General features: G+C 45.8%; 18 protein-coding genes and 1 tRNA gene. 7 read left to right on the forward strand and 12 right to left on the reverse strand.

The window, feature by feature from the left end; translation table 11 throughout:
• Positions 1–67 precede the first annotated feature (67 nt).
• A complete protein-coding gene (locus tag AC59JT_RS16395) occupies positions 68–1057 on the forward strand; it encodes a hypothetical protein (RefSeq protein ID WP_497400911.1) in 990 nt (329 codons plus the stop codon).
• On the opposite strand, the gene AC59JT_RS16400 is transcribed toward AC59JT_RS16395, so the two are convergent.
• The 4 genes from AC59JT_RS16400 to AC59JT_RS16415 are packed head-to-tail and all read right to left on the reverse strand — an operon-like array spanning position 1026 to position 4506.
• Entirely contained in the window at positions 1026–1658 is a 633-nt protein-coding gene (locus AC59JT_RS16400; RefSeq protein ID WP_497400913.1) for a rhomboid family intramembrane serine protease, read from the reverse strand. The two genes, AC59JT_RS16395 and AC59JT_RS16400, sit on opposite strands and share 32 nt — an antisense overlap.
• Positions 1655–3397: a M14 family zinc carboxypeptidase gene (locus tag AC59JT_RS16405; RefSeq protein ID WP_497400915.1), complete on the reverse strand. Its 1743-nt coding sequence runs from the start codon at positions 3395–3397 to the stop codon at positions 1655–1657. The genes AC59JT_RS16400 and AC59JT_RS16405 overlap by 4 nt, the downstream gene beginning before the upstream one ends.
• Positions 3398–3414: 17 nt before the next feature.
• Complete coding sequence (locus AC59JT_RS16410) at positions 3415–3771, reverse strand: MmcQ/YjbR family DNA-binding protein (protein WP_497400917.1); 357 nt, start codon at positions 3769–3771, stop codon at positions 3415–3417.
• 3 nt (positions 3772–3774) lie between these two features.
• Positions 3775–4506: a hypothetical protein gene (locus tag AC59JT_RS16415; protein ID WP_497400919.1), complete on the reverse strand. Its 732-nt coding sequence runs from the start codon at positions 4504–4506 to the stop codon at positions 3775–3777.
• A gap of 76 nt (positions 4507–4582) precedes the next feature.
• Between AC59JT_RS16415 and pepT the strand changes: the two genes are divergently transcribed.
• Positions 4583–5836, forward strand: a complete 1254-nt coding sequence (pepT, locus tag AC59JT_RS16420) for a peptidase T (protein ID WP_497400921.1) — start codon at positions 4583–4585, stop codon at positions 5834–5836.
• A gap of 3 nt (positions 5837–5839) precedes the next feature.
• Here the strand turns inward: pepT and AC59JT_RS16425 are convergent, their stop codons facing one another.
• Positions 5840–7090, reverse strand: a complete 1251-nt coding sequence (locus tag AC59JT_RS16425) for a carboxypeptidase-like regulatory domain-containing protein (protein ID WP_497400923.1) — start codon at positions 7088–7090, stop codon at positions 5840–5842.
• A complete protein-coding gene (locus AC59JT_RS16430) occupies positions 7080–7652 on the reverse strand; it encodes an RNA polymerase sigma factor (protein ID WP_497400925.1) in 573 nt (190 codons plus the stop codon). The genes AC59JT_RS16425 and AC59JT_RS16430 overlap by 11 nt, the downstream gene beginning before the upstream one ends.
• An 81-nt stretch (positions 7653–7733) precedes the next feature.
• Between AC59JT_RS16430 and AC59JT_RS16435 the strand changes: the two genes are divergently transcribed.
• Positions 7734–9722, forward strand: a complete 1989-nt coding sequence (locus tag AC59JT_RS16435) for a YfbK domain-containing protein (RefSeq protein WP_497400927.1) — start codon at positions 7734–7736, stop codon at positions 9720–9722.
• 203 nt (positions 9723–9925) lie between these two features.
• On the opposite strand, the gene AC59JT_RS16440 is transcribed toward AC59JT_RS16435, so the two are convergent.
• Together AC59JT_RS16440 and AC59JT_RS16445 are read right to left on the reverse strand one after the other, a co-directional pair.
• Entirely contained in the window at positions 9926–11146 is a 1221-nt protein-coding gene (locus tag AC59JT_RS16440; RefSeq protein WP_497400929.1) for a TlpA disulfide reductase family protein, read from the reverse strand.
• Between the two features lie 48 nt (positions 11147–11194).
• Complete coding sequence (locus AC59JT_RS16445; protein WP_497400931.1) at positions 11195–12334, reverse strand: acyl-CoA dehydrogenase; 1140 nt, start codon at positions 12332–12334, stop codon at positions 11195–11197.
• Between the two features lie 813 nt (positions 12335–13147).
• Between AC59JT_RS16445 and AC59JT_RS16450 the strand changes: the two genes are divergently transcribed.
• The 3 genes from AC59JT_RS16450 (at position 13148) to arr (ending at position 15484) form a co-directional block, all read left to right on the forward strand.
• Positions 13148–13221: transfer RNA gene (locus AC59JT_RS16450), tRNA-Asp, on the forward strand.
• Positions 13222–13287: 66 nt separating this feature from the next.
• A complete protein-coding gene (locus tag AC59JT_RS16455; RefSeq protein WP_497400933.1) occupies positions 13288–14589 on the forward strand; it encodes a 5'-methylthioadenosine/S-adenosylhomocysteine nucleosidase family protein in 1302 nt (433 codons plus the stop codon).
• 487 nt (positions 14590–15076) lie between these two features.
• Complete coding sequence (gene arr, locus AC59JT_RS16460) at positions 15077–15484, forward strand: NAD(+)--rifampin ADP-ribosyltransferase (protein ID WP_497401676.1); 408 nt, start codon at positions 15077–15079, stop codon at positions 15482–15484.
• Here arr and AC59JT_RS16465 read toward each other — a convergent pair.
• On the reverse strand, positions 15477–16499 hold the full coding sequence (locus AC59JT_RS16465; protein ID WP_497400935.1) for an LLM class flavin-dependent oxidoreductase: 1023 nt from the start codon (positions 16497–16499) through the stop codon (positions 15477–15479). The genes arr and AC59JT_RS16465 overlap by 8 nt on opposite strands.
• A gap of 153 nt (positions 16500–16652) precedes the next feature.
• On the opposite strand from AC59JT_RS16465, the gene AC59JT_RS16470 reads away from it, so the two are divergent.
• Positions 16653–17414: a DUF3667 domain-containing protein gene (locus AC59JT_RS16470; protein WP_497400937.1), complete on the forward strand. Its 762-nt coding sequence runs from the start codon at positions 16653–16655 to the stop codon at positions 17412–17414.
• A 69-nt stretch (positions 17415–17483) separates the two neighbouring features.
• Here AC59JT_RS16470 and AC59JT_RS16475 read toward each other — a convergent pair whose 3' ends face one another.
• The 3 genes from AC59JT_RS16475 to AC59JT_RS16485 all read right to left on the reverse strand — a co-directional run bounded on the left by AC59JT_RS16475 (position 17484) and on the right by AC59JT_RS16485 (position 23233).
• Positions 17484–19304: a glycoside hydrolase family 2 protein gene (locus AC59JT_RS16475; RefSeq protein ID WP_497400939.1), complete on the reverse strand. Its 1821-nt coding sequence runs from the start codon at positions 19302–19304 to the stop codon at positions 17484–17486.
• Positions 19305–19389: 85 nt separating this feature from the next.
• Entirely contained in the window at positions 19390–21702 is a 2313-nt protein-coding gene (locus AC59JT_RS16480; RefSeq protein WP_497400941.1) for a GH92 family glycosyl hydrolase, read from the reverse strand.
• Between the two features lie 121 nt (positions 21703–21823).
• Entirely contained in the window at positions 21824–23233 is a 1410-nt protein-coding gene (locus tag AC59JT_RS16485) for a sulfatase (protein ID WP_497400943.1), read from the reverse strand.
• Positions 23234–23450 lie beyond the last annotated feature (217 nt).

Here is a 23450-nt window from a genome sequence, read left to right on the forward strand (position 1 = left end):
TGCCACAGCTAAGCAATATAAGCTGTGGCATTTTTCATATACTTCATACTATACTATCTTTGCCGGCATGTCGGCACAATTGTATTCTCCGTTTGATTCGTTAAACTTTAGCAACCGCAACTGTTTTTTAACCGGGCAAACCTTAAACTCCGAAGAGGAAAAGGTGCAGGTTTTTCCGCAATGGCTGATGAGTCGTTACGCGCTGGAAGATCGCCCGTTTAAATTGCTTGACGAAAGCATGGCCACTTATAAAGACCTTAAACTACCTTGCAGCGCCACCGCCAACGAAAACTACATTGAGCCGCTTGAAGCCGAAATTGCCGCCGCTTTTACCGCTGGTTACGATGCTGTAAAACAGCTGGACGAGCTCAAAATATTTCAATGGGCGGGTAAACTGTTGTACGGCATTATTTTTAACGAGATACAAAGCGGTATTCGCCAGCAGCGCGCGCAAGGAGAAGAGTTTAATATATCGCAATCCATCATCCACAAATTCCGTAATCTGCACCTGATGTTGCAGAGCATTAACCAGCCTTTGGTATTTGAGGATTTTACACCTTTCAGCCTGTTTTTATTCAAGGTGGATAATAATGAGCAGGAGTTTGGCTATCGCGATGAGATCAATACGCTAACCTTCGCGTTGCGGATAAATGATTTTGGCCTGGTGATATGTATGCAGGACAATGGTGCCAATCGCAATTATCACCGCGAAATACTGGAAAAAATAGGCGACGCTACCCTGCACCCCATACAGTTTGAAGAATTTAGCGGGCGTGTGTTTTATTCGGCTTACCTGTTTAACCGCCTGCCCGAGTATTCTATTTTACCTGTCGGCGATGAGATTTACCTGGAAGCCATGCCCCTGCGCGGCATAAGCAGCAAACCGCTGTTTGATCATTGGCAAAACAAAACCTACGGCCAGGTGCTGGAAAGCTTCTGGAAAAACTGGGGTTTCCTGCTGCTCGAGATCATTAAGGACCCCGAAAACCCGATGAGCTTTTTAACCGACGATGGAGATAACCTGGTTAACGGAGCATCGATCCAACTCCCTCACTGATCTGCTGAATAAACGCCGGTAGTACGTTAGGATGCAATATCAAGGTTATAAATACCCCGCATAGCGCCCCGTAAAGGTGAGCATCGTGGTTAATATTATCGCGCGATTGTTTGGAGGCGTAGTGGCAATATACCAGGTACAGCACCCCAAATATGATGGATTTGATAGGGAACGGGAATGGCATAATGTACATCGTCGTCATCGGCGCGTACATAATAAAGCTGAATATCACCGCGCTCACGGCCCCCGAAGCTCCCAGGCTATGATACCAGTAATCATTTTTATGTTTGGCAACCGTTGGCAGATCGCTCAATATCAAACTGCTGATGTATAACACGCCAAACTGCCAGTGGCCGATAGCAGGCTCCAACGTAAAGGCAAAGAAATAATAGGATAGCATGTTAAAGAACAGGTGCATCCAGTCCTTATGAATCAGGCCGCTGGTAATTACGGTATAAACCCGTTGCCCGCGCGACACGCTATGCGGGTGCAGCATCCATTTGCCGTAAATTTCTTCATTACTAAAAGCCAGCAATGAGCAAAGTATAGTTATTGCAAAAATTAAGGAAGCCACGGGAGCCGCCTGTATATATTCCATCATTTTAAGTCGAGTTTAACGTTGGTGAGCAAGCGCCCTACCGGGTACCTAAGATAGGTTTTTTCAAAATACGGCGAATTGCGATACACAAAATTTAACTGGGCCGCCGCGCTGGCCGCTAGTTTAGGGTCTTTAGCTTTTTCGTCATTCAATTTTTTGCGTAGGGCAGGGTCGCGTTTTAATAAGGCTGCGGCATCATCTTCAAAAACATAATCTGAGAAATGCTCCTTGGTGCCCAATATCGAATCAAAAAAGTTCCAGGCGAAGAAGGAATCAACACCTTGCGGCTCCAGCGTTTCCACAATGTAGCGATTGAGGCTTTGGTTGGTGCAAACTACATAGTCGCCCGCTAAAAACTTAACAGGCGCTGTAACCGGGCTAAGTGTAACACCGCTATGGGTGTAATGCCCTTCGTAAGGGCGGGCGGCGGTTTTGTAATCGGCTATGTAATACATTTGCAGGTTGAGCGTGGTATCATGCCTCAGTTGTTTCATGGCCACGTTGTTGAGTTTGTATAACTCAATGATCTTCCCCCATGCCTGTGGGATAATGTAGGCTACCGGCTTATCCGCTGTGGTAGTTACCTTATAGTTATTAAAGTACTTAATGGTTTTGGTGAAAGGCTTGGTGCGATCGTAGTACAAGCGGCTCAATCCGCTAACCTCGCTGGGTTTGTGCCCGGCAGTGAAACCTTTAAATTGCAGGGTATCGTAATGTTCAAAATCAACATCCCAGTTTAAGGCGAAAGTTTTTTGTTGCTTTACTTCTTCGTCGGCTTTGTGTTTTAAGTCGCCGATAATTTTAGCGTCACGTTGGTTAATATCAATCAGCGCTTGCATAAAAGCGTAAGTGGCCCAAACACGTTTATCAAACGATTTGAGCATATGTGTCTCGGTAATATAGCTGATGATGTTATGCTGGCTGGTATAGCCTGTGGCAAAGCGGGGCGTCTCCAAAAAAGCTACCAGGCCCGAATCAGGCGTCTCGCCTTTGCTATCCACGTACGGTGTCATTTCATAACCAGCCGTCTTCATCCGCTTATACAACTCCGGCGAAAGGGTTTTACCGGTGTACGCGGCAAGCGTTTTGTTTTGTTTATCCTTCTGGGTCTCTATCAGCGTCATTACATACTGGTAATCGGCGCCGTTGCTGGTGTGGTTGTCCAGGAATATCTCGGGTTTCCAGGTGTTGATGATCTGTTGCAGGGCCAGGGTATTACGGCTATCGGCTTTGATAAAATCACGGTTCAGATCCAGGTTTCGGGCATTACCGCGGAAGCCGTAGCTTGATGGGCCGTTTTGATTAACCCTGCTTACACCACGGTTAAGACTGCCGTCGATGTTATATAACGCAACAAAGCATAGTACCACATCCTTAGGCAGGGCGTTCTTTTTCAGCAGATCGCGTACAAGCATCATGCTGGCGTCAACACCCTCGGGCTCGCCGGGATGTATGCCGTTGTTGATAAGCAGTACGCGTTTGTTTTGCTTTTTTATGAGTGCAAGGTCAAACACACCATCGCGCGATAGTACCACCAGCGTTAAAGGATAACCAACATCCGTGGTGCCATAGTTGATGAGCCTGATCTGCTTTTTACCGGCTGCCAGTTTTTTGTAGTAGGCAATAACTTCGTGATAGGTGGCCGTACGGTTTTTATCGGCGCTTAGCTCAAAAGGGGTTAGTTGCGCCTGTGTTTTGGTGATGATAAAACAGGCCAGCAATGCGGTTAAAAAAGCTTTCATGCAAGGTGCTTGGGTCTTTAGGATTGGTCGGCAATTTCGGCCTGTATTTTTTTGGGGAGGCCTTTTACCACCTCAAGATACGAATGATCTATCATATCCAGCAGTTGCTTGCGGGTAAGGGTGCCGTCCATATGCACGGTGTTCCACATTTTTTTGTTCATGTGGTAGCCGGGTTGTACTTCGGGGTGGCGCTCGCGTAGTTCGGCGGCCAGTTCGGGGTCGCACTTTACGTTAAAGCTGGTTCCTTTGCTTAGGCTTATCAGCAAAAACATTTTGCCTGCTACTTTAAACACCAGCGTGTCCTGGTCAAAAGGAAACCCTTCGGTAACGGCCGGCTTTAGCAGGCAGTAGTCGCGTAGTTCTTCTATATTCAAGCCTTAGTATCTGATTGGTTTGGTATATGATGGAGTGGTGCCTCCAAAGTTAAGTTTCACGCCTATAACGATCTGGCGGTACTGGTCGAGCGCATTGTTTTTAAAGCCGCTTGGCGAATCGGTGTAACCATCCATGCCTTCGCCCCAGGTAAAGGTGTGGTTATAACCCAGCGTAATACCCATAAAAGGCTCGTCGTAATCGTTAAATATCTTAATCTCGTAGCCTATCCGGAAGGGGAGCATCATATTAACGCTTTTGTCCTGGCCCGGGAAACGATAAGTACCCACAGGATATTGACTATCCGCAACAAGGTTGGTGCGCTGTATAAAGCCCATATTATTAAACATCAAACCAAAACCGGTGCCTACATAAAAATCTTTTAGTACAGCAACAAAACGGCTGCGCGAGTAATCGATGATCTCGCCCAGTTGCAGGTCGCCATGTAGTAAAAGCGCTTTGTAGTTATTTTTATATTGGCGTTTATAAAAATCGAGTTCGGTACTGCCACCGGCCAATGTGCCAAATTGCAGCTCAAGGCCAATTGGTACATAAGGGGTAAGGTTATAATAGCCGGCAACACCAAATGCATAAGTGTCTTGCGCTATTTTCATATCGGCATAAGGGCGCACAGAACTGGCATTAAGCTCGATGGCGTATTTGGAGTAATTATAGCCTTGCGCCTTAACACCGTTACATAACGTTAACGCGATAAAAAACAGAAGTATCTTTTTCAAAACAAAATAATGCTAATATTTACACCAGACAGTAAAACCCACACGTTATTAACGTAACACGCAGCCGCACAAATATATGAAACTTAATTCAGCCTTAAATTATACCGTAACAGATCGTTTTTTGCGCTATGCGGTTATTGACACACAGTCAGACCCAACCTCAAATGCCGCTCCATCAACCCAAAAACAAAAGGATTTAGGTAATTTATTAGTGGCCGAATTGCATGCTATGGGCGTAGCCGACGCACATTTGGACGAGTTTGGCTGTGTTTACGCAACCATTCCCGCAAATACGGATAAGGCCGATGTACCGGTAATTTGCTTTTGCTCGCATATGGATACATCGCCCGATTGCAGCGGCGAGAATGTTAAACCCATCATCCACCAAAACTATGACGGCCGCGACCTGGTATTACCTGATGACGAAACGCAGGTACTGCGTATGCATGAGCATGCCGACCTGAAAAACCAACTGGGCAATGACATTGTAACCGCCAGCGGTACCACGCTGTTAGGGGCAGATAATAAAGCCGGCGTAGCCGAGATTATGGACGCCTGCTACCAGCTCATGACCAACCCCGAAATCAAACACGGCAAAATAAGCATCCTTTTTACGCCCGATGAGGAGATTGGCCGCGGCGTCGATAACGTAAATATTGAAAAAGTAGGCGCTGTAGCTGCCTATACCATTGATGGCGAAAGCGCGGGCCACCTGGAAGATGAAACTTTTTCTGCTGACGGACTAAAACTCATCATCAGCGGCGTGAGTGTGCATCCGGGCTTTGCCAAAGGTAAAATGGAAAGCGCCATTAAAATTGCAGGCGATATCATCGCTAAACTACCCCACAACCTATCGCCCGAAGGGACAGAAGGCAAACAAGGTTTTGTACACCCCGTAAGCATGCTGGGCCATGTTGAAGAAGCGACCATTGAGTTTATTGTGCGCGATTTTGAAGATAAAAATCTGGAAACGCATGCTCAAACTTTGTTAGGCGTAGCCGATGCTGTAATGCAGGGGTATCCAAACTCAAGCTATCGCTATGAGATAAAGCCGCAATACCGCAACATGAAAAATGTGCTGACACAACACCCGCATATTGTTGAGTTCGGCCTGGAAGCCATCAGCCGCGCGGGATTAAATGCCAAACTATGCAGTATACGTGGCGGCACCGACGGCTCGCGCCTATCATTTATGGGGCTGCCCTGCCCTAATATTTTTGCGGGCGAGCATGCTTTCCATGGCAAACAAGAATGGGTATCGGTACAGGACATGCAACGGGCGGTTGATACCATTTTGCATTTGTGTGCAATTTGGGAAGAGAAGGCTTAAGCGCTATTTCAGGTTTTTGCACTTATTGGCTTCGTACCATAGCATCCAGCGCTCTTTGTCATCCTCAAAAACGTCAACATCCGGGTATCCTTTCGGGTTTTTACCATCGGTGCGTACCGAAACCGTGGTGTAGCGGGCAATAAACTTCAAGGCCTTTAAAAATTGTTTTTGGGTAACGGTTAAGGTATCGCGGTTTTCGTGCTCGTTAACGTACTTTTCTGCAATAGCAATGTTTTCTATAAAGCGGGCTTTAAACTTCAGGTTCTCTTTGCAGTCCTCATCCTTCCTAATAATCGCTACTTCGGCCAGTACATTTCCTTGCGGACTTAGCTTTATTTTTAGTTCCTTTTCTTTATCAATTTTAACCTGTTGTGATAAATAGCCTATCATGCCAACAGCGAGCATGTTGTTGCCGGATGTTGTGATGTTAAAGGATCCGTTAACGTCTGTCTGCGTGTTGTTTTCCCCATTTAAACTAATATTGGCACCGGGGATTGGGGAGCCATCACGGGCATCGGTTACAATGCCTTTAATATTATAATAGCCTTCGCCTTTTTTGGTTATCGATATCCCTGCAACTTTGCCGGCAAGCGTTTGTTGCACATTGCTTTGCTGTGGCTGAACCTGGGCACCAGATACTGTAGCAATAGCTCCGGTAGTGGACTCTTTCCGCATAGTAGGATAACCAACCACCACTACCTCTTTTAACACAGTTGGCTTATTTGCCGCTATCATGGTGTTACTATCAGCAACCATAAAATTATCCAGCGGATGCTTACGGCGTACTTTGCTTTTGCCGGTAGTTTGGGGTAGCCTGGTATCATTAGCAGCAGTTAATTCGGGCCCTTTCAAATTGGGTACAGGTATTTTGGCAACAAGGGCATTGGTGTCTGTCTTGGCTTTATCTGCCGGTGCCGTTTTTACAAAAGCCGTTTCTGTGTTTGCTTTTGGTGTTTCTCGGCTTAGCCACCAGGCGCCAATACCCAGTAAAAGTAACACGCTTGCCGCTGCCGCCCAGGTACGGTACATAGGCACCACACGTTTTTTATCTTTTGCTACGCGATCGGCTATCCGTTGGTTTATATGATCGATGTGTGGCTGATGATCTGTTTGTGCAGCCTCCATACCCAGCATCACATCCATTAGTTCGGCATTATTTTGCGCGCGCAGTTCCAGCTCGTACATGGCACGTGCGTCAAGTTCCCCGTTAAGGTACTTGCGTATCAGCAATATGTCGGCCTTACTAACGCTCACTGTTTTTCTCCATGCAAATTTTAAGGTTACGCTTGCCGTTTTGTATATAGCTTTTTACCTCGTTAAGCGTAAAACCGGTAATTTCGGTTATCTCTTTATAACACTTCTCTTTTAAAAAAAATAACTCTACACTTAGCTTTTGTGCTTCAGCCAGTTTTTTCAGGCAGCGCTCCATCAGGCTAAGCTGTTCTTCTTTATTGTCATTATCCAGATGCAATTCTACCGGCATTTCCATAAAATTATCCAAAGTAGTGCCCGGCATTTTTTTATCAGCCCGTAACTGCATCAGGCAATAATTACGGCTAAGCGTGTACAGCCAGCTGCCAAAATTGCCAATATCATGCTTATGCACCTTTTGTACCAGTTCCTCAAATATCTGCATGGTGGCATCCTTGCTTTTATCGGTATCCTGCAAATAACGGTAGCAAACGTAGTAAACACTGTGGCTGTGGTTTTGAAATAATTCGGCAAGCAGGGCCAGGTCGCCGGTTTCCCGGTAACGTGCAAGCAGTACATTGTCGTCGGCTGCAGCAGGCTTTTTTCTATTGCTGAATAAGGTCATTTTCCGCAGGTCAAAATAATTTTTTTAAATGGTTTATGGAAATGTGCACAACGCTGCATCAACTCATAAAAACTTACAATTATGAGAAAGACCTTATTATTACTGATGATACTGGCAGGCCTGGTATCATTCGCCAAAGCCGCCGGCAGATTGATAAGCGGTACAGTTTACGATAAAGCAGGTAAACAAAGCCTTCCGGGCGTAGCTGTATTGGTATACGGCACCAAAGTAACCACAACTACCGACGTTAACGGGCGATATAAAATAGAAGTGCCCGAAGGATCAACCAAACTAGCGTTTACCTACATCGGTTTTAAAGCACAAATGGTTGCCATAGGCAAAAAGAACGTAATAGATGTATGGCTTGACCCCGAATCGTTACAGCTGAATGAGGTGGCTATAATTGGCTATCCCACTATGCGAAAGGAGTCAGTAACGAGCGCTATTACTACAATATCGGCCACGCAGGTGCAGCCTCAACAAACCAATGTGCAGCAGGCTTTAGCGGGCAGAGTGGCCGGATTGACGGTAACCCCCGCATCGCGCCGTTTGGCTAAAGCGAAGATCGCGAAGCCGGCTCAGGACGTGAATGAAATAGTTGTTGACAAATATCCTGGCACGGTTTACAGTCCCGGTACCGAGGATTATGAAAAAATAGTCGAAAATCAATTCATCAACCCTAAAGAAACACCACTTTCAACCTTCGCTGTTGATGTTGATGGCGCATCGTATGCCAATGTTCGCCGCTTTATAAATGGTGGCCAGCTACCGCCTAAAAACGCGGTGCGTATTGAGGAGCTGATAAACTACTTTAAATACAAACTACCCACCCCAACCAACGGAGAGCCGGTAGCTATTCAAACCGAAGTTGGTGCCGCGCCATGGAACACTAAACACCAGCTGGTGCGCATCGGACTGAAAGCTAAAGAGGTAAAAACCGATAAACTACCGCCATCAAACCTGGTGTTTTTAATTGATGTATCAGGATCAATGTATGACGAGAATAAACTGCCCCTGGTGAAAACTTCGCTAAAAATGCTGGTTGACCAGCTACGGGCTATTGACAAGGTTGCTATAGTAGTGTATGCCGGCGAGGTTGCTACTAAGCTCGAATCGACCCCGGCAACAGAGAAGGACAAAATAAAAAGAGTTATTGACGGTTTGGGCTCGGGCGGCGGCACCGCCGGTGGCGCTGGCATGCTGATGGCCTACCAGGTGGCGCAAAAGAATTTTATTAAAGGCGGCAACAACCGCATTGTAATGGCTACCGATGGTGATTTTAATGTAGGTGCATCAAGCAATAAGGATATGGAGGAGTTGATAGAAGAGCAGCGTAAAACCGGCGTGAGCCTATCTATACTAGGCTTTGGCATGGGTAATTATAAAGACAGCAAGATGGAGCTGCTGGCCGATAAGGGGCATGGTAACTACGCTTATATAGATAACATTACCGAAGCCACCAAATCAATGGTAAACGAGTTTGGTGGAACTTTGTTTACTGTGGCTAAAGACGTGAAACTGCAGGTGGAATTTAACCCCGCCAAAGTGCAGGCTTACCGTTTACTGGGTTACGAGAACCGCCTGATGGCCAAAGAGGATTTTAATAATGATACCAAACTGGGCGGCGATATGGGCGTTGGCCATACTGTTACCGCGCTGTACGAGATCATCCCGGTTGGTGTTAAAGATAGTTTTGTGGGAAGTGTTGACCCGCTGAAATACCAAAAGCCGGCTCCGGCCGAAAAAGCCAATAATTCCGACGAGTTGATGACTATCAAATTCCGCTACAAACAGCCGGATGGAGATAAAAGCAAAATGCAGTTAACCACCGTAAGCGATAATGTGGTTAGCCAACCGTCCGAAGACTTCCGTTTTGCGGCTGCTGTGGCCGGGTATGGGATGCTTTTACGTAACTCGGCCTTTAAACAAAATGCAGATTTTGATAAACTCATCGCGTTAGCAAAAAGTGCCAAAGGCAACGATGATGACGGCTACCGCGCCGAGTTTATACGTCTGGCGGAGAGTACTAAGAATATGATGAAGAGTAAGGAGTTAGCGGCGAAGAACTAGTTGATTTCGGACTTCGGATGTTCGATTTCGGGTTTGGCGTATCAGCAGGTCTCCTGAAAGGGACCCTGCGCGTGCGAAAGTCTGCATCGCAGGGTCCTCTACGAGAGACCCTGCTGGGACGAAAAGAGCTGGCGGTGAAGGAATAGTAGACACCTTGTTAGACTTACGAAGTTTTAAAAACTTCGTAAGTCTTGTTATTGAATTTACTCCGCTAGTAAATTATTGGTAAGCGTTTCAAACTCGTTGATAAACTCGGTGTAATGTTCGCCGGTGCCCGGGCCGCTAAAGCCGGTGTGTATTTTGCGTACATCGCCCTTTTTATCAATGATGATAGTTGTGGGGAAACCTACAACTTTAGCCAGCATAGGCAAGCTTTTAGCCGGTTCGCCTTTGGCAGGGGTGTAGCCGGTTATCAATAATGGGTAAGGAACATTAAACCTGTTTTTAAAGGGCAGTAATGATTTTTTTGCTTTCGCGAAGTCGGTACTACGCTCATAAGCCAGGCCAACAATTTCTACACCTTTGGGGTGATATTTTTTGTAATAGTTAACCAGGTAAGCGGTTTCGTCCATGCAGTTGGGGCACCACGAACCTAGTATCTGCACCATAACCACCTTGTTTTTAAAACGCGCGTCGCTTAGCGACACCTTTTTGCCATTGATATCTTTAAAGCTAAAAGCGATTTTTTTATAGCCGGGTTTAAGCGCGGTTAACGAGTAAGCATCGGGCAGTTTGGCGCCAGCATTTTTAATAGCCACCCAATTATCATTACTGGTTTTGCCCGAATAAAATTTACCGTTGGTGATCTTCTGGCCATTGATGATCCCGGTAAACAAATAAGCATGCCCGCCATCAAAGCACGACAGGTAAAAGAGGTTGCCGCTTACCACACCCTCCAGAAAACGGTAATCGCCCGTAGTGGAAAGAAAGGTGCCGGTTAATTTAGAGCCTGTTTGCGTAAACTCGCCCACCAATTCGTCCTTACCATCGCCTTCGCCAAAGGTAGCGGCCCAGCGGCCGGCAACATTGGCCAATGGCTTTTGAGTTTTAAAGCGCCAGGCGGTGTTATAAGTAGCGTTAAACGGCATAACCACGTCGCTATCCGCCAGGTGTTTTATCCATTGGCCTTCCAGCGCGCCGGCTTTCAGCTTTAGTTTAAACTCCGAATCAAACAAAGGCATTTTAACAAATACCGAATCGCCTTTTCCGCGTAAGTTGCTTACTTTAAAACGCTCGGCCCCGTTAATAATGGTTAATTGTTTTTTGCCCGCGGCATCGCTCACCTCAAAGTTAAAAGGTATATCAGTACCGGCAGCGGTTTTTAAAGCCCCGCGCCAGATGCCGCTTTTTAAACCGGTTTGGGCGTAGCCGACAGAAATAGAAAATAAAAATATAAGCGTAATGAAAAACCTGTTCGTTTTCATATGTATCGTCATTAATGTGTAGCTCAAAATTACAGAAAAATATAGCGCTTACTCCAACACCCCGCGCGATATGACAATACGTTGAATTTCGGAAGTTCCCTCGTATATCTGCGTGATCTTGGCATCACGCATCAGGCGCTCCACATGGTACTCTTTTACGTAGCCGTAGCCTCCATGTATCTGCACTGCTTCTGTAGTGGTGCGCATAGCCGTTTCGGATGCAAAGAGTTTAGCCATAGCGCTGGCATGACCATAAGGTTTGCCATTGTCTTTTAACCAGGCGGCTTTGTAAACCAGCAGGCGCGCGGCCTCAATTTCGGTAGCCATATCCGCCAGTTTGAATTGGATGGCCTGGTGATCAGCAATCGGTTTGCCGAAGGCTTTGCGCTCTTTGGAGTAAGCCAGCGCCAGTTCATAAGCCCCGGTGGCAATACCCAAAGCCTGCGCGGCTATGCCAATACGCCCGCCTTCTAACAACCCCATCGCAAATTTAAACCCGAAGCCATCCTCGCCTATGCGGTTTTCCTTGCTGACTTTTACGTCAGTAAAATTTAAGGAATGTGTATCCGAGCCGCGTACCCCCATTTTGTTCTCTTTGGGGCCAATTGTAAAACCGGGTGCGCCTTTCTCTACAATAAAAGCATTAATGCCGCGGTGGCGCTTGTCAGCATCGGTTTGGGCTATCACAATATAGGTTGATGCGGTGCTGCCGCTGGTTATCCAGTTTTTGACGCCGTTAAGCAGGTAATGGTCGCCCATGTCAATTGCCATGGTGCGCTGTGATGTAGCGTCGGATCCAGCCTCCGGCTCCGACAGGCAGAATGCGCCTATCACCTCGCCTTTGGCTAACGGCGCCAAATATTTTTGTTTTTGCTCTTCAGTACCATATTTCTCCAGGCCGTAACAAACCAATGAGTTTTGAACAGAAACGATCACCGATGTAGACGCGTCTACTTTTGAAAGTTCCTCTATAACAATAGCATAGGATATGGCATCCATACCACTGCCGCCGTATTGGGGTGATACCATCATACCCATAAAACCCAGTTCGCCTAGCTGTTTTATTTGTTCGGTTGGGAATTTTTGATGTTCGTCTCGTTCAATTACGCCGGGCTTGAGTTCGTTTTGAGCAAAGTGGCGGGCAGCCTGGCGTATCATTAGTTGTTCTTCAGAAAGGTCGAAATACATAATTGGCAGGAATTAGTGAGTTAAATATAAATATTATGCATGCATAATAAAAATGTTGAAACAAAAAAAGAGAGCACTTTTGGCGCTCCCTTTCCCCTAATTAATTTAAACTATTGATTAAACCCAAAACAAAGAACAAAAAACCTCAGCTTGGGCGTCTGAGAATTCAGCTTTAAAAAGTTTTTCATAGGTAGATGATTTAAACTTTTTTCACAGATTATCTGCAGGGCGTTATGCTTTAAACAAATGTAACGCCATAAAGCGGTTGCGGCAATGACTTATTCGTCAGAAATTGAAAATAGTTTTAATAAAAAATTTACTAATTTTAGTTTTGAAAGAGGCACCCCGATCTTTTTAATATACTAAGCCAATTTATAAAACGTTGCACCATGTTACTAACTGATTTTGAGTACCTTAACAATTCTGACGATGCCTTCAGGCGAAAAGTTTCGCTGCAGATTAAACGATTAAGGCGACAAAACCAGGTTACCCAGGAAAAATTTTATACCGATACAAATATTAATATTGGCAGGCTTGAATCAGGGAAAATCGACATCCGTTTAGAGACTTTACGCAAAGTTTGTTACTATTTTGACGTTTCATTGTCCGGTTTTTTTCGCGGTATTTATTAAAAAACTATACACTAGTATTAAATACTATACAGCGGGTGTTGTTTTTAAAGGACGGTTGTAGTGTTTTATGTACTAAAACAAGTATGTTAAATATTATTGACCTGAAAATGTGCCAATTAAATATTTTTTGAAAAAAGGATTTGTATAATAAAAACTGTAGCGTATATTTGCAGTCCCAAACGGAGTGGTAGTTCAGCTGGTTAGAATACATGCCTGTCACGCATGGGGTCGCGGGTTCGAGTCCCGTCCATTCCGCAAAAGCCTTTAGAGAGATCTGAAGGCTTTTTTGTTTTACTACATTTACGGGCAAATCCAAACTTTATGGCAGTTCCTCACTCAAAGATAAAAAGGGCGATAGCTCATCTAAAGTCATATTTAGAATATAATCAAGACGAATATAAAGACGCCGCACGCAGCATCCGCCCGGGAGAAGGCTGGAATATTAAAGATAGCGAGCCTGGCGACAGGCTTTACAACGCAATGTCCAGTTTGGAAGGCAACCTTTACGAAGAACTTTACCCTAAATTAACTGATGAGGTACCCGCAACAGATAATGAGATACTTGATTTTATTAGAGGTTTTTCCACCATCTTGGAAAATGATCGGTACTTTCTGTTCACCGAGGTAAAAAGTAATGTTGATGATTCGGCATTCAATACGTTGGCTAATATTGTGTTATCCTTGGTTGTCAAAACAATCTATCAATTGCAGGAAACAGAGGAACTTGCAAAAGAGGATCGTGGTCTGTTTGAAAAATACGCACGCGTTACGGATTCTGAAGAGGCGAAGGAAAATTTTCGAATCGGTATAGTAACGGCGACCACTGATGAACTTCAAGCAGTAATGGCGTTGCTAACTGATCAGAAAACATTACCAAGGTCGGAAGATGATGCCCATACTTACCATTTCGGACGATTTGAAAAAGACGATAAGAAACTTTCTGTGGTTGTTGCCAAGTGCCTTCATCAGGGAACTTCAGCAGCTGCCACGTTGACCACCAAATTGGTTTGGATTTATAAACCTGACATTATTGTAATGCTGGGCCATGCCGCAGGTAACCGAAACCTGGCGCGGGAGCAGAAAGTCGGGGACATCATGGTAGCCCAAGAAGCGGTAGACTACGATCAGGTTTCTATCATCGTTAAAAAAGATGAAAACGGAGAACCCTACACTACGGAGAAAGATCGTAAACACTATATTTCCGCAGATTCAACCATCATCGATATGATCGAGCAATATGCTGTGCAAACAAATGTGTTATCTCGGATCAAAGATAACTATCCCGATAAAGGCCTTTTTACCAACCCTCTCAATTTAAAATGTGGTAAAGTCATCACCGGTAATGCCCTTGTTCGTTCAGAAGAATGGTTTAAAAAGATGATCGAAGATAACACAGGGACCATTGGATTGGATATGGAAACACACGGATTCTATTACGCCGCACAAAACACACTTTTTAGAAAAAAGCCATTATTTGTGTCAATCAAATCCGTATCCGATTTCGGAAGTGAGCATAAAAGTTATCCTCAAGGCCTGGAAAATCATACTGTGCGAATTCCTTACGCTGTTTATACCAGTGCACACTTTTTCTTCAATTTTGCAATTGATCATTTACCGCTCTAAAACTATTGGTAACTACTATTTCGCGACAGCTTGTCGTATACTGTTACTCAAATTCTGCAAAAGCCTCCAGAGAAATCTGAGGACTTTTTTGTTTATCCCATTTTGCGTTATTTTGCTACTCACCTATTTAAACATTACATCTAGCCCAAAAATGGAATTCAACCCCAACAATCCTATTATTCAACTTTGCGTTCAAGGTATGAGCATGGAGGAGAAGGAAAAGCCTGAAAAAGCAAAACAGCTATTTTTACAAGCCTGGCATGATGCCACCAATGATTTTGAAAAATATCTGGCAGCTTATTACGTAGCTCGCCGCCAGGAAAACGTCGCTGATAAATTAAAATGGTATGAAACTGCGCTGCAATTTGCGCTTAAGGTTAATGACGTTGCTGTTAACGGAGCGCTGCCGGCCCTGTATTTAAAAATTGCCACATGTTACGAAGAACTTGGTAACACTGCTGAGGCAAAAAAGAATCATGAATTAGCTATAGTTTCAGCAGGCCAGCCGGCAGACGACGGGCCATTTTATCACGGTACCAGGGCTGATTTGCCGGTGGGTGATTTTTTAGTGGCAGGGCGCTTATCTAATTATAAAGACGGGTTCCAGATGAATCATATCTATTTCACGGCCTTGGCAAATGGTGCGGGGCTTGCCGCTTCATTAGCAAAGGGCGATGGGCGCGAACGTGTTTACATTGTTGAGCCTACCGGAAGTTTTGAAAACGACCCAAACCTTACCGACAAGAAATTCCCGGGCAATTTAACGCGCTCTTACAGAACTACCCAGCCGCTAAAGATTGTAGGGGAAGTAATAGATTGGACTAAACAAACCCCGGAGGACATTCAGAGATGGCGAGATAAGCTAGCTAATAATAAAGGAGAGATTATTAACTAACCTTTTTTATCAACGGTATCACCTTCTCCCCAATCAATTCAATAGCCCGCATTAACTGTGTATGCGTCAACCCGGCATTATCCATCTGGAAGGTGAAACGATCTACCCCTCCCAAGGCCTCGCTATGGCGTAGCAGCTTTTCAGCCACCTTTTCGGGGCCGCCAACCACCAGCACGCCTTTGGGGCCCGCCAGGTCGTCAAAATGCGGGCGGGTTACCGCCGGCCAGCCGCGCTCGCGGCCTAGTTTGGTCCACAGTTCAGCGTAGCCGGGATAGTATTCGTTAATGGCTTTCTCATCGATATCGGCAACATAGCCGGGCGAGTGTAAGCCAACTTTTAATTCTTCGGGCTTGAAGCCGGCACGGGCGCCTGCTTCACGGTACAAGTCAATCAACGGGCGAAAGCGATGCGTATGCCCGCCAATAATGGCTACCATTAAAGGCAAACCAAGCGTACCTGCCCGTGCAAATGATTCGGATGTGCCGCCTACGCCCAGCCAGATGGGTAGTTTGGCCTGTAGTGGACGAGGGTACACAGGTAAATTAGGTATCGCGGGGCGGAATTTGCCAGCCCAGTTAACGTGCGTATTTTCGTTTATCTGTAGCAGCAGGTTTAGCTTCTCGCGAAACAAGGCATCATAATCATTCAGATCAAAGCCAAACAAAGGATAAGCTTCTACAGAAGATCCGCGGCCAACCACAATCTCCGCGCGGCCTTTAGAGATCAGATCCAGCGTAGCAAATTGCTGGTACACCCTAACTGGGTCTGCGGCGCTAAGTACGGTAACCGCGCTACCCAGGCGAATGCGTTTGGTACGCGCTGCGGCGGCGGCCAGTATCACGGCGGTAGCCGAATCCAGGAACTCTTTTTTATGATGTTCGCCAATGCCGAAAACGTCAAGACCGCAGGTATCCGCGTGCACCATGCGTTCTAACAATTGCTCCATGGCAGCGTCGCTGCTCAATTCGTTTGAGCCGTACATGGCCGATGCAAAGCTATCTATCCCGATTTCCATACTGCAATTTCAGCAAACCGTGCAGATTTTGCGCAATGGGCCTGTCATTTTTTCGGTGTACCGATCATAAAAATGTTTAAACATTAATTTAAAGGCATTTTGCTTTAACTCCTTTTGTGTGTATTTTCACCCCCTCCAAATCACATTAACTGAATGATTACGCCTGATACCTTAATTGCCGCCGGAGATGCTGCTGCTAATTGTAAACATTGCGAAAGCCCGGTAAACGGGAAATACTGTTCGGCCTGCGGGCAGCCGGTAACCCTGCACCGGGTTGACAGCCACTATGTATCGCATGAGATACAACACCTGTTACATTTTGAAAAAGGGATATTATATACGGTTAAAGAGTTATTAATGCGTCCCGGGAAAAATGTAAGGACCTTTATTTCGGACGACCGGAGCCGCCTGGTTAAACCTATCGTGTATATTATCATCACTTCACTGCTGTATTCAACGGCCAACCACTTTTTTCATATAGAAAGAGCTTACGTAACATATAGTGGCGATAAAACCACAACAACAAGTTCAATATTTGAATGGGTAGAAGGGCATTACGGGTATGCTAATATCATAATGGGCGTATTTATAGCTTTTTGGCTGAAGCTGTTTTTCAGAAAACAGGGCTATAACTTTTATGAGCTGCTGATACTGTTATGTTTTGTAATGGGTACAGGGATGCTGATATTTTCGGTTTTTACCATAGCAATGGCGATATTGAAAATAGCTTTTATTATGCAGCTGGCGGCTGTTGCAGGGGTAGTTTACTGCTCATGGGCCATTGGCCAGTTTTTTAATTCGCGTAAAGTAGGGGGCTATTTAAAAGCCTTTGCAGCTTATCTGTTAGGTCTCTTCTGTTTTTCAATTACAGCGATACTATTAGGTTCTTTGATCGATTCGGTTTTGAAGCACTAATAGCTTCTGCATAAATAAAAACGCCCTTAATATTTTGGTTAAGGGCGTTTTTCGTTTATGAGATGCTATCTATTTCTTACTTATTTTGTTCATCTCTTCGCCCGCTTTTATCACCGCCTGGTTTACTTCATTTACCTTTTTGGTTTCCATTTTCTCCACTTTGCGGTCGTAAGTTAACAGGCCGTTCACTTCGTGCTCCACATCGGTGGTTTGAGTGTAAATGGCTACGCTGAGGCCTTTGTATTTCATCAGTTGCTCCACACGGTCCATTAAAAATACAAAGCGGTCTGTTAGCATGGCTGATGTTGGTTCATAAGCATAAGCATTGTTTTCTACGGGCCACATGTGTCCTCGTACAAATAACCCTACACCGCCAAATTCTCCGAGCGATGCCGCTCGTTTGGCGTCAGGTTCGGAAGCACGGTTGGGGCCTACATAAATGTGAGTGTCCACAAAGTCGCCGTTGCCCGGGTCGCCGTAAGCTTTTTGGTAGCCGGGATTGTTGTTAAAGCCCGAGTTACCATTAACCAGGCGCGATGGATCATAACGCTTGGTCCACTCGGTAATGCTTTTTACGTCAAACGCACCCCAGTTCTCGTTAAAAGGTACCCAGGTAATAATGGATGGCGAATTGTAATGATCATCCATAATAGCCTTCCACTCCTTGCGGAATGTGGCGCGGGTTTGCAAGGTATCCACATCCTGGTACCATATGCAAGGCATATCCTGCCAAACCATCAGTCCCAGTTTATCGGCCCAGTAATAAAAACGCTGCGGCTCGGTTTTCATGTGTTTGCGGATGAGATTGAAGCCGGCTTTTTTGCTGTATTCTACATCGTATTTTAAAGCTTCTTCGGTAGGCGCCGTTAACACACCATCTGGCCAGTAGCCTTGGTCAAGCAAACCCACCTGCATCATAAACTTGCCGTTGATGAACGGACGAACTACACCGTCAAGCTTACCCAATTTAATATCGCGCATGCCGAAATAACTGGTCACTTCATCGTCGGCATTGCCTGCGCCATCGGTCAAAGTAATTTTCAAATCATATAAAAAAGGGCTTTCGGGCGACCATAATTTTGGCTTATCAATAGGCAGGTAAAAAGCAGTATTGGATGCCGCAGTAGCTGTAGCAATTTGTTTTTTACCATCAAATGCAGTGGCTCTAACATTGCATTTAATGTTGGTGGTCACTTCAACTTTCAGGCGTTGTCCGTCAACATCGGGCAGTAGTCGGATATTTTTGATATAAGTTGGCGTTACCGGCTCAAGCCATACCGTTTGCCAAATGCCCGAACTAAAGGTATAATCGCCCCGCGGACCGTTTTTGCCCGACGGCGCCTTACCATCATTCGGATCATAGGCCGCTACTACAATGGTATTAGTTCCTTTTTTTAAAAAGCCCGTAATATCTAAGCTGAATGCGTCATAACCGCCGGCATGGCTTCCCGCTTTTTTGCCGTTAACAAAAACGGTAGCGTCATGATCAACCGCGCCAAAGTTAAGCTGCACATTATAGCCTTTCCAGGCTGCAGGTATTTCAACCGTACGGCGATACCACATGTTGATCTCCTGCTTACGCTGGATGCCCGACAGCACCGACTCGGGGCAATACGGCACTTTGATGCTTTCCTTCACGCCATCAAACGATGCCGCTTTCTCAGGATTTAAAGCATTAGGAGCATTTTTACCACCCAGGTATTCCCATTTACCGTTTAGGCAAAGCCAGTCTTTACGCTGCAGTTGCGGGCGTGGATATTCTGCTAAAGGCACTTCGGCTTTTAGGGCGCTTTCCGTCCACGGGGTGGGTAATTTGGCTTCCTGTGCCGTAGCCATGTTTGCTAACGCGATAAAGGCCAGGCTAAGCTTTATAAAACTTTTTGAGATCATATTTAATTGGTTGTATCCAAATATAAGCATAGTCATAAAAAAAGCGCCCGGTATGCCGGGCGCTTTTTTGCTCATCATAAAGATGTTACTTAGTCATAGAGAAAGGCCTGTCGCTCATGGCCGTGCCGCGCTGCGTATTCGGCTGCGCGCCCATGTTAAATTCTAAAGTACCGCCTTTATCTATATCGCCATAAACAATATAATTTTTGGTGTAGTTGCCGCCATTTAGCGTAGCCGATTGGATGTACACGTTTTGCGCGCTGTTGTTGTTAGCTTTTATTACGAAGGTGTTTCCATTCTCGAGTTTAAGGGTTACTTTTTTAAACACCGGGCTGCCAATAACATATTGATCGGTTCCCGGGCAAACGGCGTAGATACCCATGGCGCTTAGCACATACCATGATGACATGGCACCCTGGTCCTCATCGCCCGGGTAACCTTTTTCGGTAGCGTTGTATAGTTGCGATGTTACCATGCGTGCCTGTTTCTGGCTTTTCCAGGGCTGGCCGCTGTAGTTGTACAGGTAAGGCGTGTGCTGCGTAGGCTGATTGCCATGCGCATATTGCCCCATTTTGGCCAGCAGCATTTCCTTCATCTCGTGTATTTCCTGGCGATACGAACCGTATTTGATGCCCTGGTGCATGGTGAAGAAGGAATCCAGCTTAGCATTAAATCTGGCTTCGCCTCCAATAAGGTCTATCAATCCTTTAGGGTCATGAAAAACCGACCAGGTGTACTGCCACGAGTTCCCTTCGGTAAAGGCGCCGCCCCATTCAATCGGGTCAAAATTAGGCACCCAGTCGCCATTGCTTAATCGGCCACGCATAAAGTTTACTTTCGGGTCCCAAACGTTTTTGTAGTTGTAAAGCTGGCGGGCGAAAATGTTTTGATAATAGGTATTGCCGGTAACGCGGGCTAATTCGTACGCGCAGAAATCGTCGTAAGCATATTCCATTGTTTTGGCGGTAGACTCGTGCACCTTGCCCAGCGGAACAAAACCCTTGGTATAATAATCCTCCCAGCCTTCACGACCGTTTGAACCACCCCATGGGCCTTTGTTGGTTGCTTCGTGGAAATAGGCTTTCAGGGCGCTATCCGGGTTAAACGAACGTACGCCTTTTACCCAGGCATCGGTTAATAAGGAGATGGCATGGTTGCCCAGCATTACCCCACTCATGCCGGGGTTTGACCAGGTTGGGAAAAAGCCGTACTGCTTTTGCGCATCCAGCAGGCTTTGCATATACTGCCCCTGCATCTGCGGATGCAAAATATTGCTTAGCGGAAACTGCGCGCGAAAGGTATCCCAAAAACCATTATCGGTAAACATATAACCGTCATGCACCTTGCCATCGTACGGACTGTAATAATAGGGCTTGCCTTCTTTATTGATATCATAAAACTTGCGCGAGAACAAATTGGCGCGGAACAGGCATGAATAAAACGTAGCCTTATCCGCTTCCGAATCGCCTTCAACCAACACGCGGTTTAACAGCGTGTTCCATACTTTAAAGGCAGCTGCTTTGGTGTCTTCAAATTTCTTAAAGCTACCCAACTCACGGTTGAAAGTGATCTGTGCCTGCTCCGGGCTGATGTAGGACGATGCTATTTTCACTTCGACCGTAGCGCCCGCTTTAAACTCAATATAAGCGCCTACGCCTTTGCCACTATCGCTTTTGTTGCCGGCTTTAACTACGCCTTTGGTATTTTCCCAGGTGCCCACGGCTTTAAATGGCTGATTGAATTCCAGCACAAAAAAATTCTTAAAATCCTTGGGGATAAACAGGCCGTTATTTACCCAGCCTATGATTTTGTGTTCTTTCTCCAGGATGGTTACCTCGCAATCTTTGCGGTAGCCATCCAATACCAGGAATGCTTTTTCGCCCTTCGGGAAAGAGAAACGCATGTGCGCGCCCCGTTCTACCGGGCTTACCTCGGCTTTAATACCGTTATCAAATTTTACGGCGTAGTAGTTGGGTTTGGCGGTTTCGTTAGCGTGGCTGAAAGCGAGGGCACGGTCTTCCTCCATAACTTTTAACGAGCCGCTGTTGGGCATTAGCGAAAACACGGCGTAATCGCCCATCCAGGGGCTGCATTGGTGTACTTCCGGGAAGCCGCGAATGGTTTTAGCGGTGTACTGATATTTCCACCCATCGCCCATTTTACCTGTTTGTGCCGAAAAGAAATGTTCGCCGAAAGGCAAACCAACCGTTGGATAGGTACTGCCGTACGAGAGGCCGAAATTGGAATCTGTCCCCTGCAGCGTATTTACATATTTTACCAGGTCGGGCTGTTGTGCCGATGCCTGTAATCCGGCTACCGCCAGACCTAAAACAGTTAAGATACGCTTAAACGAAAATTGGCGAAAAGCAAGTGGCGCCCGTTTGGTAAAAATGATCATTGCTAAAAACTAATAATTTATGGGATAGGTATGTCGGTTATATTGGTTAGATAAAACGTTTTAGCAAAACTAGTATTAAAAAGGGAAACTTGCGAATTCCCTTTTAAAAAAGATTGATGAACTATTCTTCGCCACCACGGCCTTTAGGGCCTGATGGCACCATGTCGGTAATTAACCAGGTTTTCATTTTTTTGATAACAGCCTGCATCTCCGGCTTGCCGGCAATGTTGGTCCACTCGTTCGGGTCCTTTTCTTCGTCATACAGTTCCTCTTTACCGTCAGCGTAATGAATGTAGCGGTATTTGGTATCGCGCACCGCCTGGTTGCCTTGCATGTACGAGGTAACCGCCGGGTACTGCCACGCGGCTTTTGGGTTTTTCAGCAAAGGCACAATGCTACGTCCGTCAAGGTTTGATGCCGGTTTTGGCAAGCCGCAAAGCTCAACCAAGGTTGGGTAAATATTTAACAAGCTGGTTGGCTGACTGCAAACCGCACCGGCGGTAGTTACACCCGGCACGCGCCACATATGCAATACGTGGGTAGTTTGCTCCCACAAAGCAAACTTTGTAAAATGCAGCTTCTCGCCCATGTGGAAACCGTTATCGGCAAATACGCAAACAATGGTGTTGTTTTTATAGGCGCTTTTATCCAAAGCATCTATGATACGGCCAAAGTTATAATCCATAAACGAGATACAGGCCAGGTAGCTGCGCACCAGCTCTTTCCATTTGCCGCTTTTTTTCATGGCATCATAATCCACCGGCGATTTTGCCCAGCCTTTGGCGATCTCGGGCAGGTCGTCCCAATCATTTTCAAGCACCGTAGGCATTTTCATATCTTCCAGCGGGTATAGATCAAAAAAGCGTTTTGGGGCCGTCCACGGATTGTGGGGTTTGTACAAGCCGGCAGCCATAAAGAACGGCTTATCAAAGGTTTTACCCAGTTGCTCGGTGATGTAGTCTGCGGTAGCATTATCCGGGTGGTCGGTTTCGGGGCCTGTCCATGGCTGAAAGTTGAACATTGCGCCGGTCATGCCAGCCGGGAAACTTCGTGCAGTAACAGCCGGGCCGTAATTACCTATACCGCCTTTAAAATCCCACATAGCTTCTACGCGTTCTTTTGCGGGTTGCGTATGGAAAATTTTACCGCGCATAAGGGTAGTGTAGCCGTTAGCTTTAAAGTGCTCCGGCAAAAACACTGCTTTATCCAACACTTTTGAGCCGGTAATAGGGTTAGTATTTTCGTAGATGCCCGAGCGATACGGCGCAACACCGCTAAGTAACGACGCCCTTGAAGGGTTACAAATAGGCGCGGCACAATAAGCGCGGTTAAAGTTTACCGCGCTTTTTACAAACTTATCCAGGTTAGGCGTTTTTAAGCCGGGGAAGGCACGTAACTGATTAACATAATCGTTCAAGTCATCAATGGCAATGAACAGCACGTTGGGTTTGGTTCCATTTTTAGTTTGGGCAAAGCTCATGGTGCTTAAAGCAAGCATAAGTGTTACCGAGGCAAAAGCAAATTTTTTCATTAATATATATTTGAGCGCACCGGTGGCGCATTGGTTTATACTAAGTTAAAAGTAGAAAAAAGGAAGCTTAAAGAACTGATCAAACTGTTGCTGATTTATCTCAATCAGGGTGCGCCACTATGATAAGGGGTAGAAAGCAAAAATAAGTTAATTATCTGACTGTAAATTAGTTAGGCATTTTGGTGGGGTGCGCCGCATTGCGCCGCTTTTTTGCATA

It is taken from the genome of Mucilaginibacter sp. A3364 (assembly GCF_059690715.1).

Bases quoted from the DNA above. Each gene is read 5' to 3' on its own strand.
- AC59JT_RS16395 (WP_497400911.1), top strand. From the start codon at position 68: ATGTCGGCACAATTGTATTCTCCGTTTGATTCGTTAAACTTTAGCAAC.
- AC59JT_RS16400 (WP_497400913.1), bottom strand. From the start codon at position 1,658: ATGATGGAATATATACAGGCGGCTCCCGTGGCTTCCTTAATTTTTGCA.
- AC59JT_RS16405 (WP_497400915.1), bottom strand. From the start codon at position 3,397: ATGAAAGCTTTTTTAACCGCATTGCTGGCCTGTTTTATCATCACCAAA.
- pepT (WP_497400921.1), top strand. From the start codon at position 4,583: ATGAAACTTAATTCAGCCTTAAATTATACCGTAACAGATCGTTTTTTG.
- AC59JT_RS16430 (WP_497400925.1), bottom strand. From the start codon at position 7,652: ATGACCTTATTCAGCAATAGAAAAAAGCCTGCTGCAGCCGACGACAAT.
- AC59JT_RS16435 (WP_497400927.1), top strand. From the start codon at position 7,734: ATGAGAAAGACCTTATTATTACTGATGATACTGGCAGGCCTGGTATCA.
- AC59JT_RS16440 (WP_497400929.1), bottom strand. From the start codon at position 11,146: ATGAAAACGAACAGGTTTTTCATTACGCTTATATTTTTATTTTCTATT.
- AC59JT_RS16445 (WP_497400931.1), bottom strand. From the start codon at position 12,334: ATGTATTTCGACCTTTCTGAAGAACAACTAATGATACGCCAGGCTGCC.
- AC59JT_RS16455 (WP_497400933.1), top strand. From the start codon at position 13,288: ATGGCAGTTCCTCACTCAAAGATAAAAAGGGCGATAGCTCATCTAAAG.
- AC59JT_RS16465 (WP_497400935.1), bottom strand. From the start codon at position 16,499: ATGGAAATCGGGATAGATAGCTTTGCATCGGCCATGTACGGCTCAAAC.
- AC59JT_RS16470 (WP_497400937.1), top strand. From the start codon at position 16,653: ATGATTACGCCTGATACCTTAATTGCCGCCGGAGATGCTGCTGCTAAT.
- AC59JT_RS16475 (WP_497400939.1), bottom strand. From the start codon at position 19,304: ATGATCTCAAAAAGTTTTATAAAGCTTAGCCTGGCCTTTATCGCGTTA.
- AC59JT_RS16480 (WP_497400941.1), bottom strand. From the start codon at position 21,702: ATGATCATTTTTACCAAACGGGCGCCACTTGCTTTTCGCCAATTTTCG.
- AC59JT_RS16485 (WP_497400943.1), bottom strand. From the start codon at position 23,233: ATGAAAAAATTTGCTTTTGCCTCGGTAACACTTATGCTTGCTTTAAGC.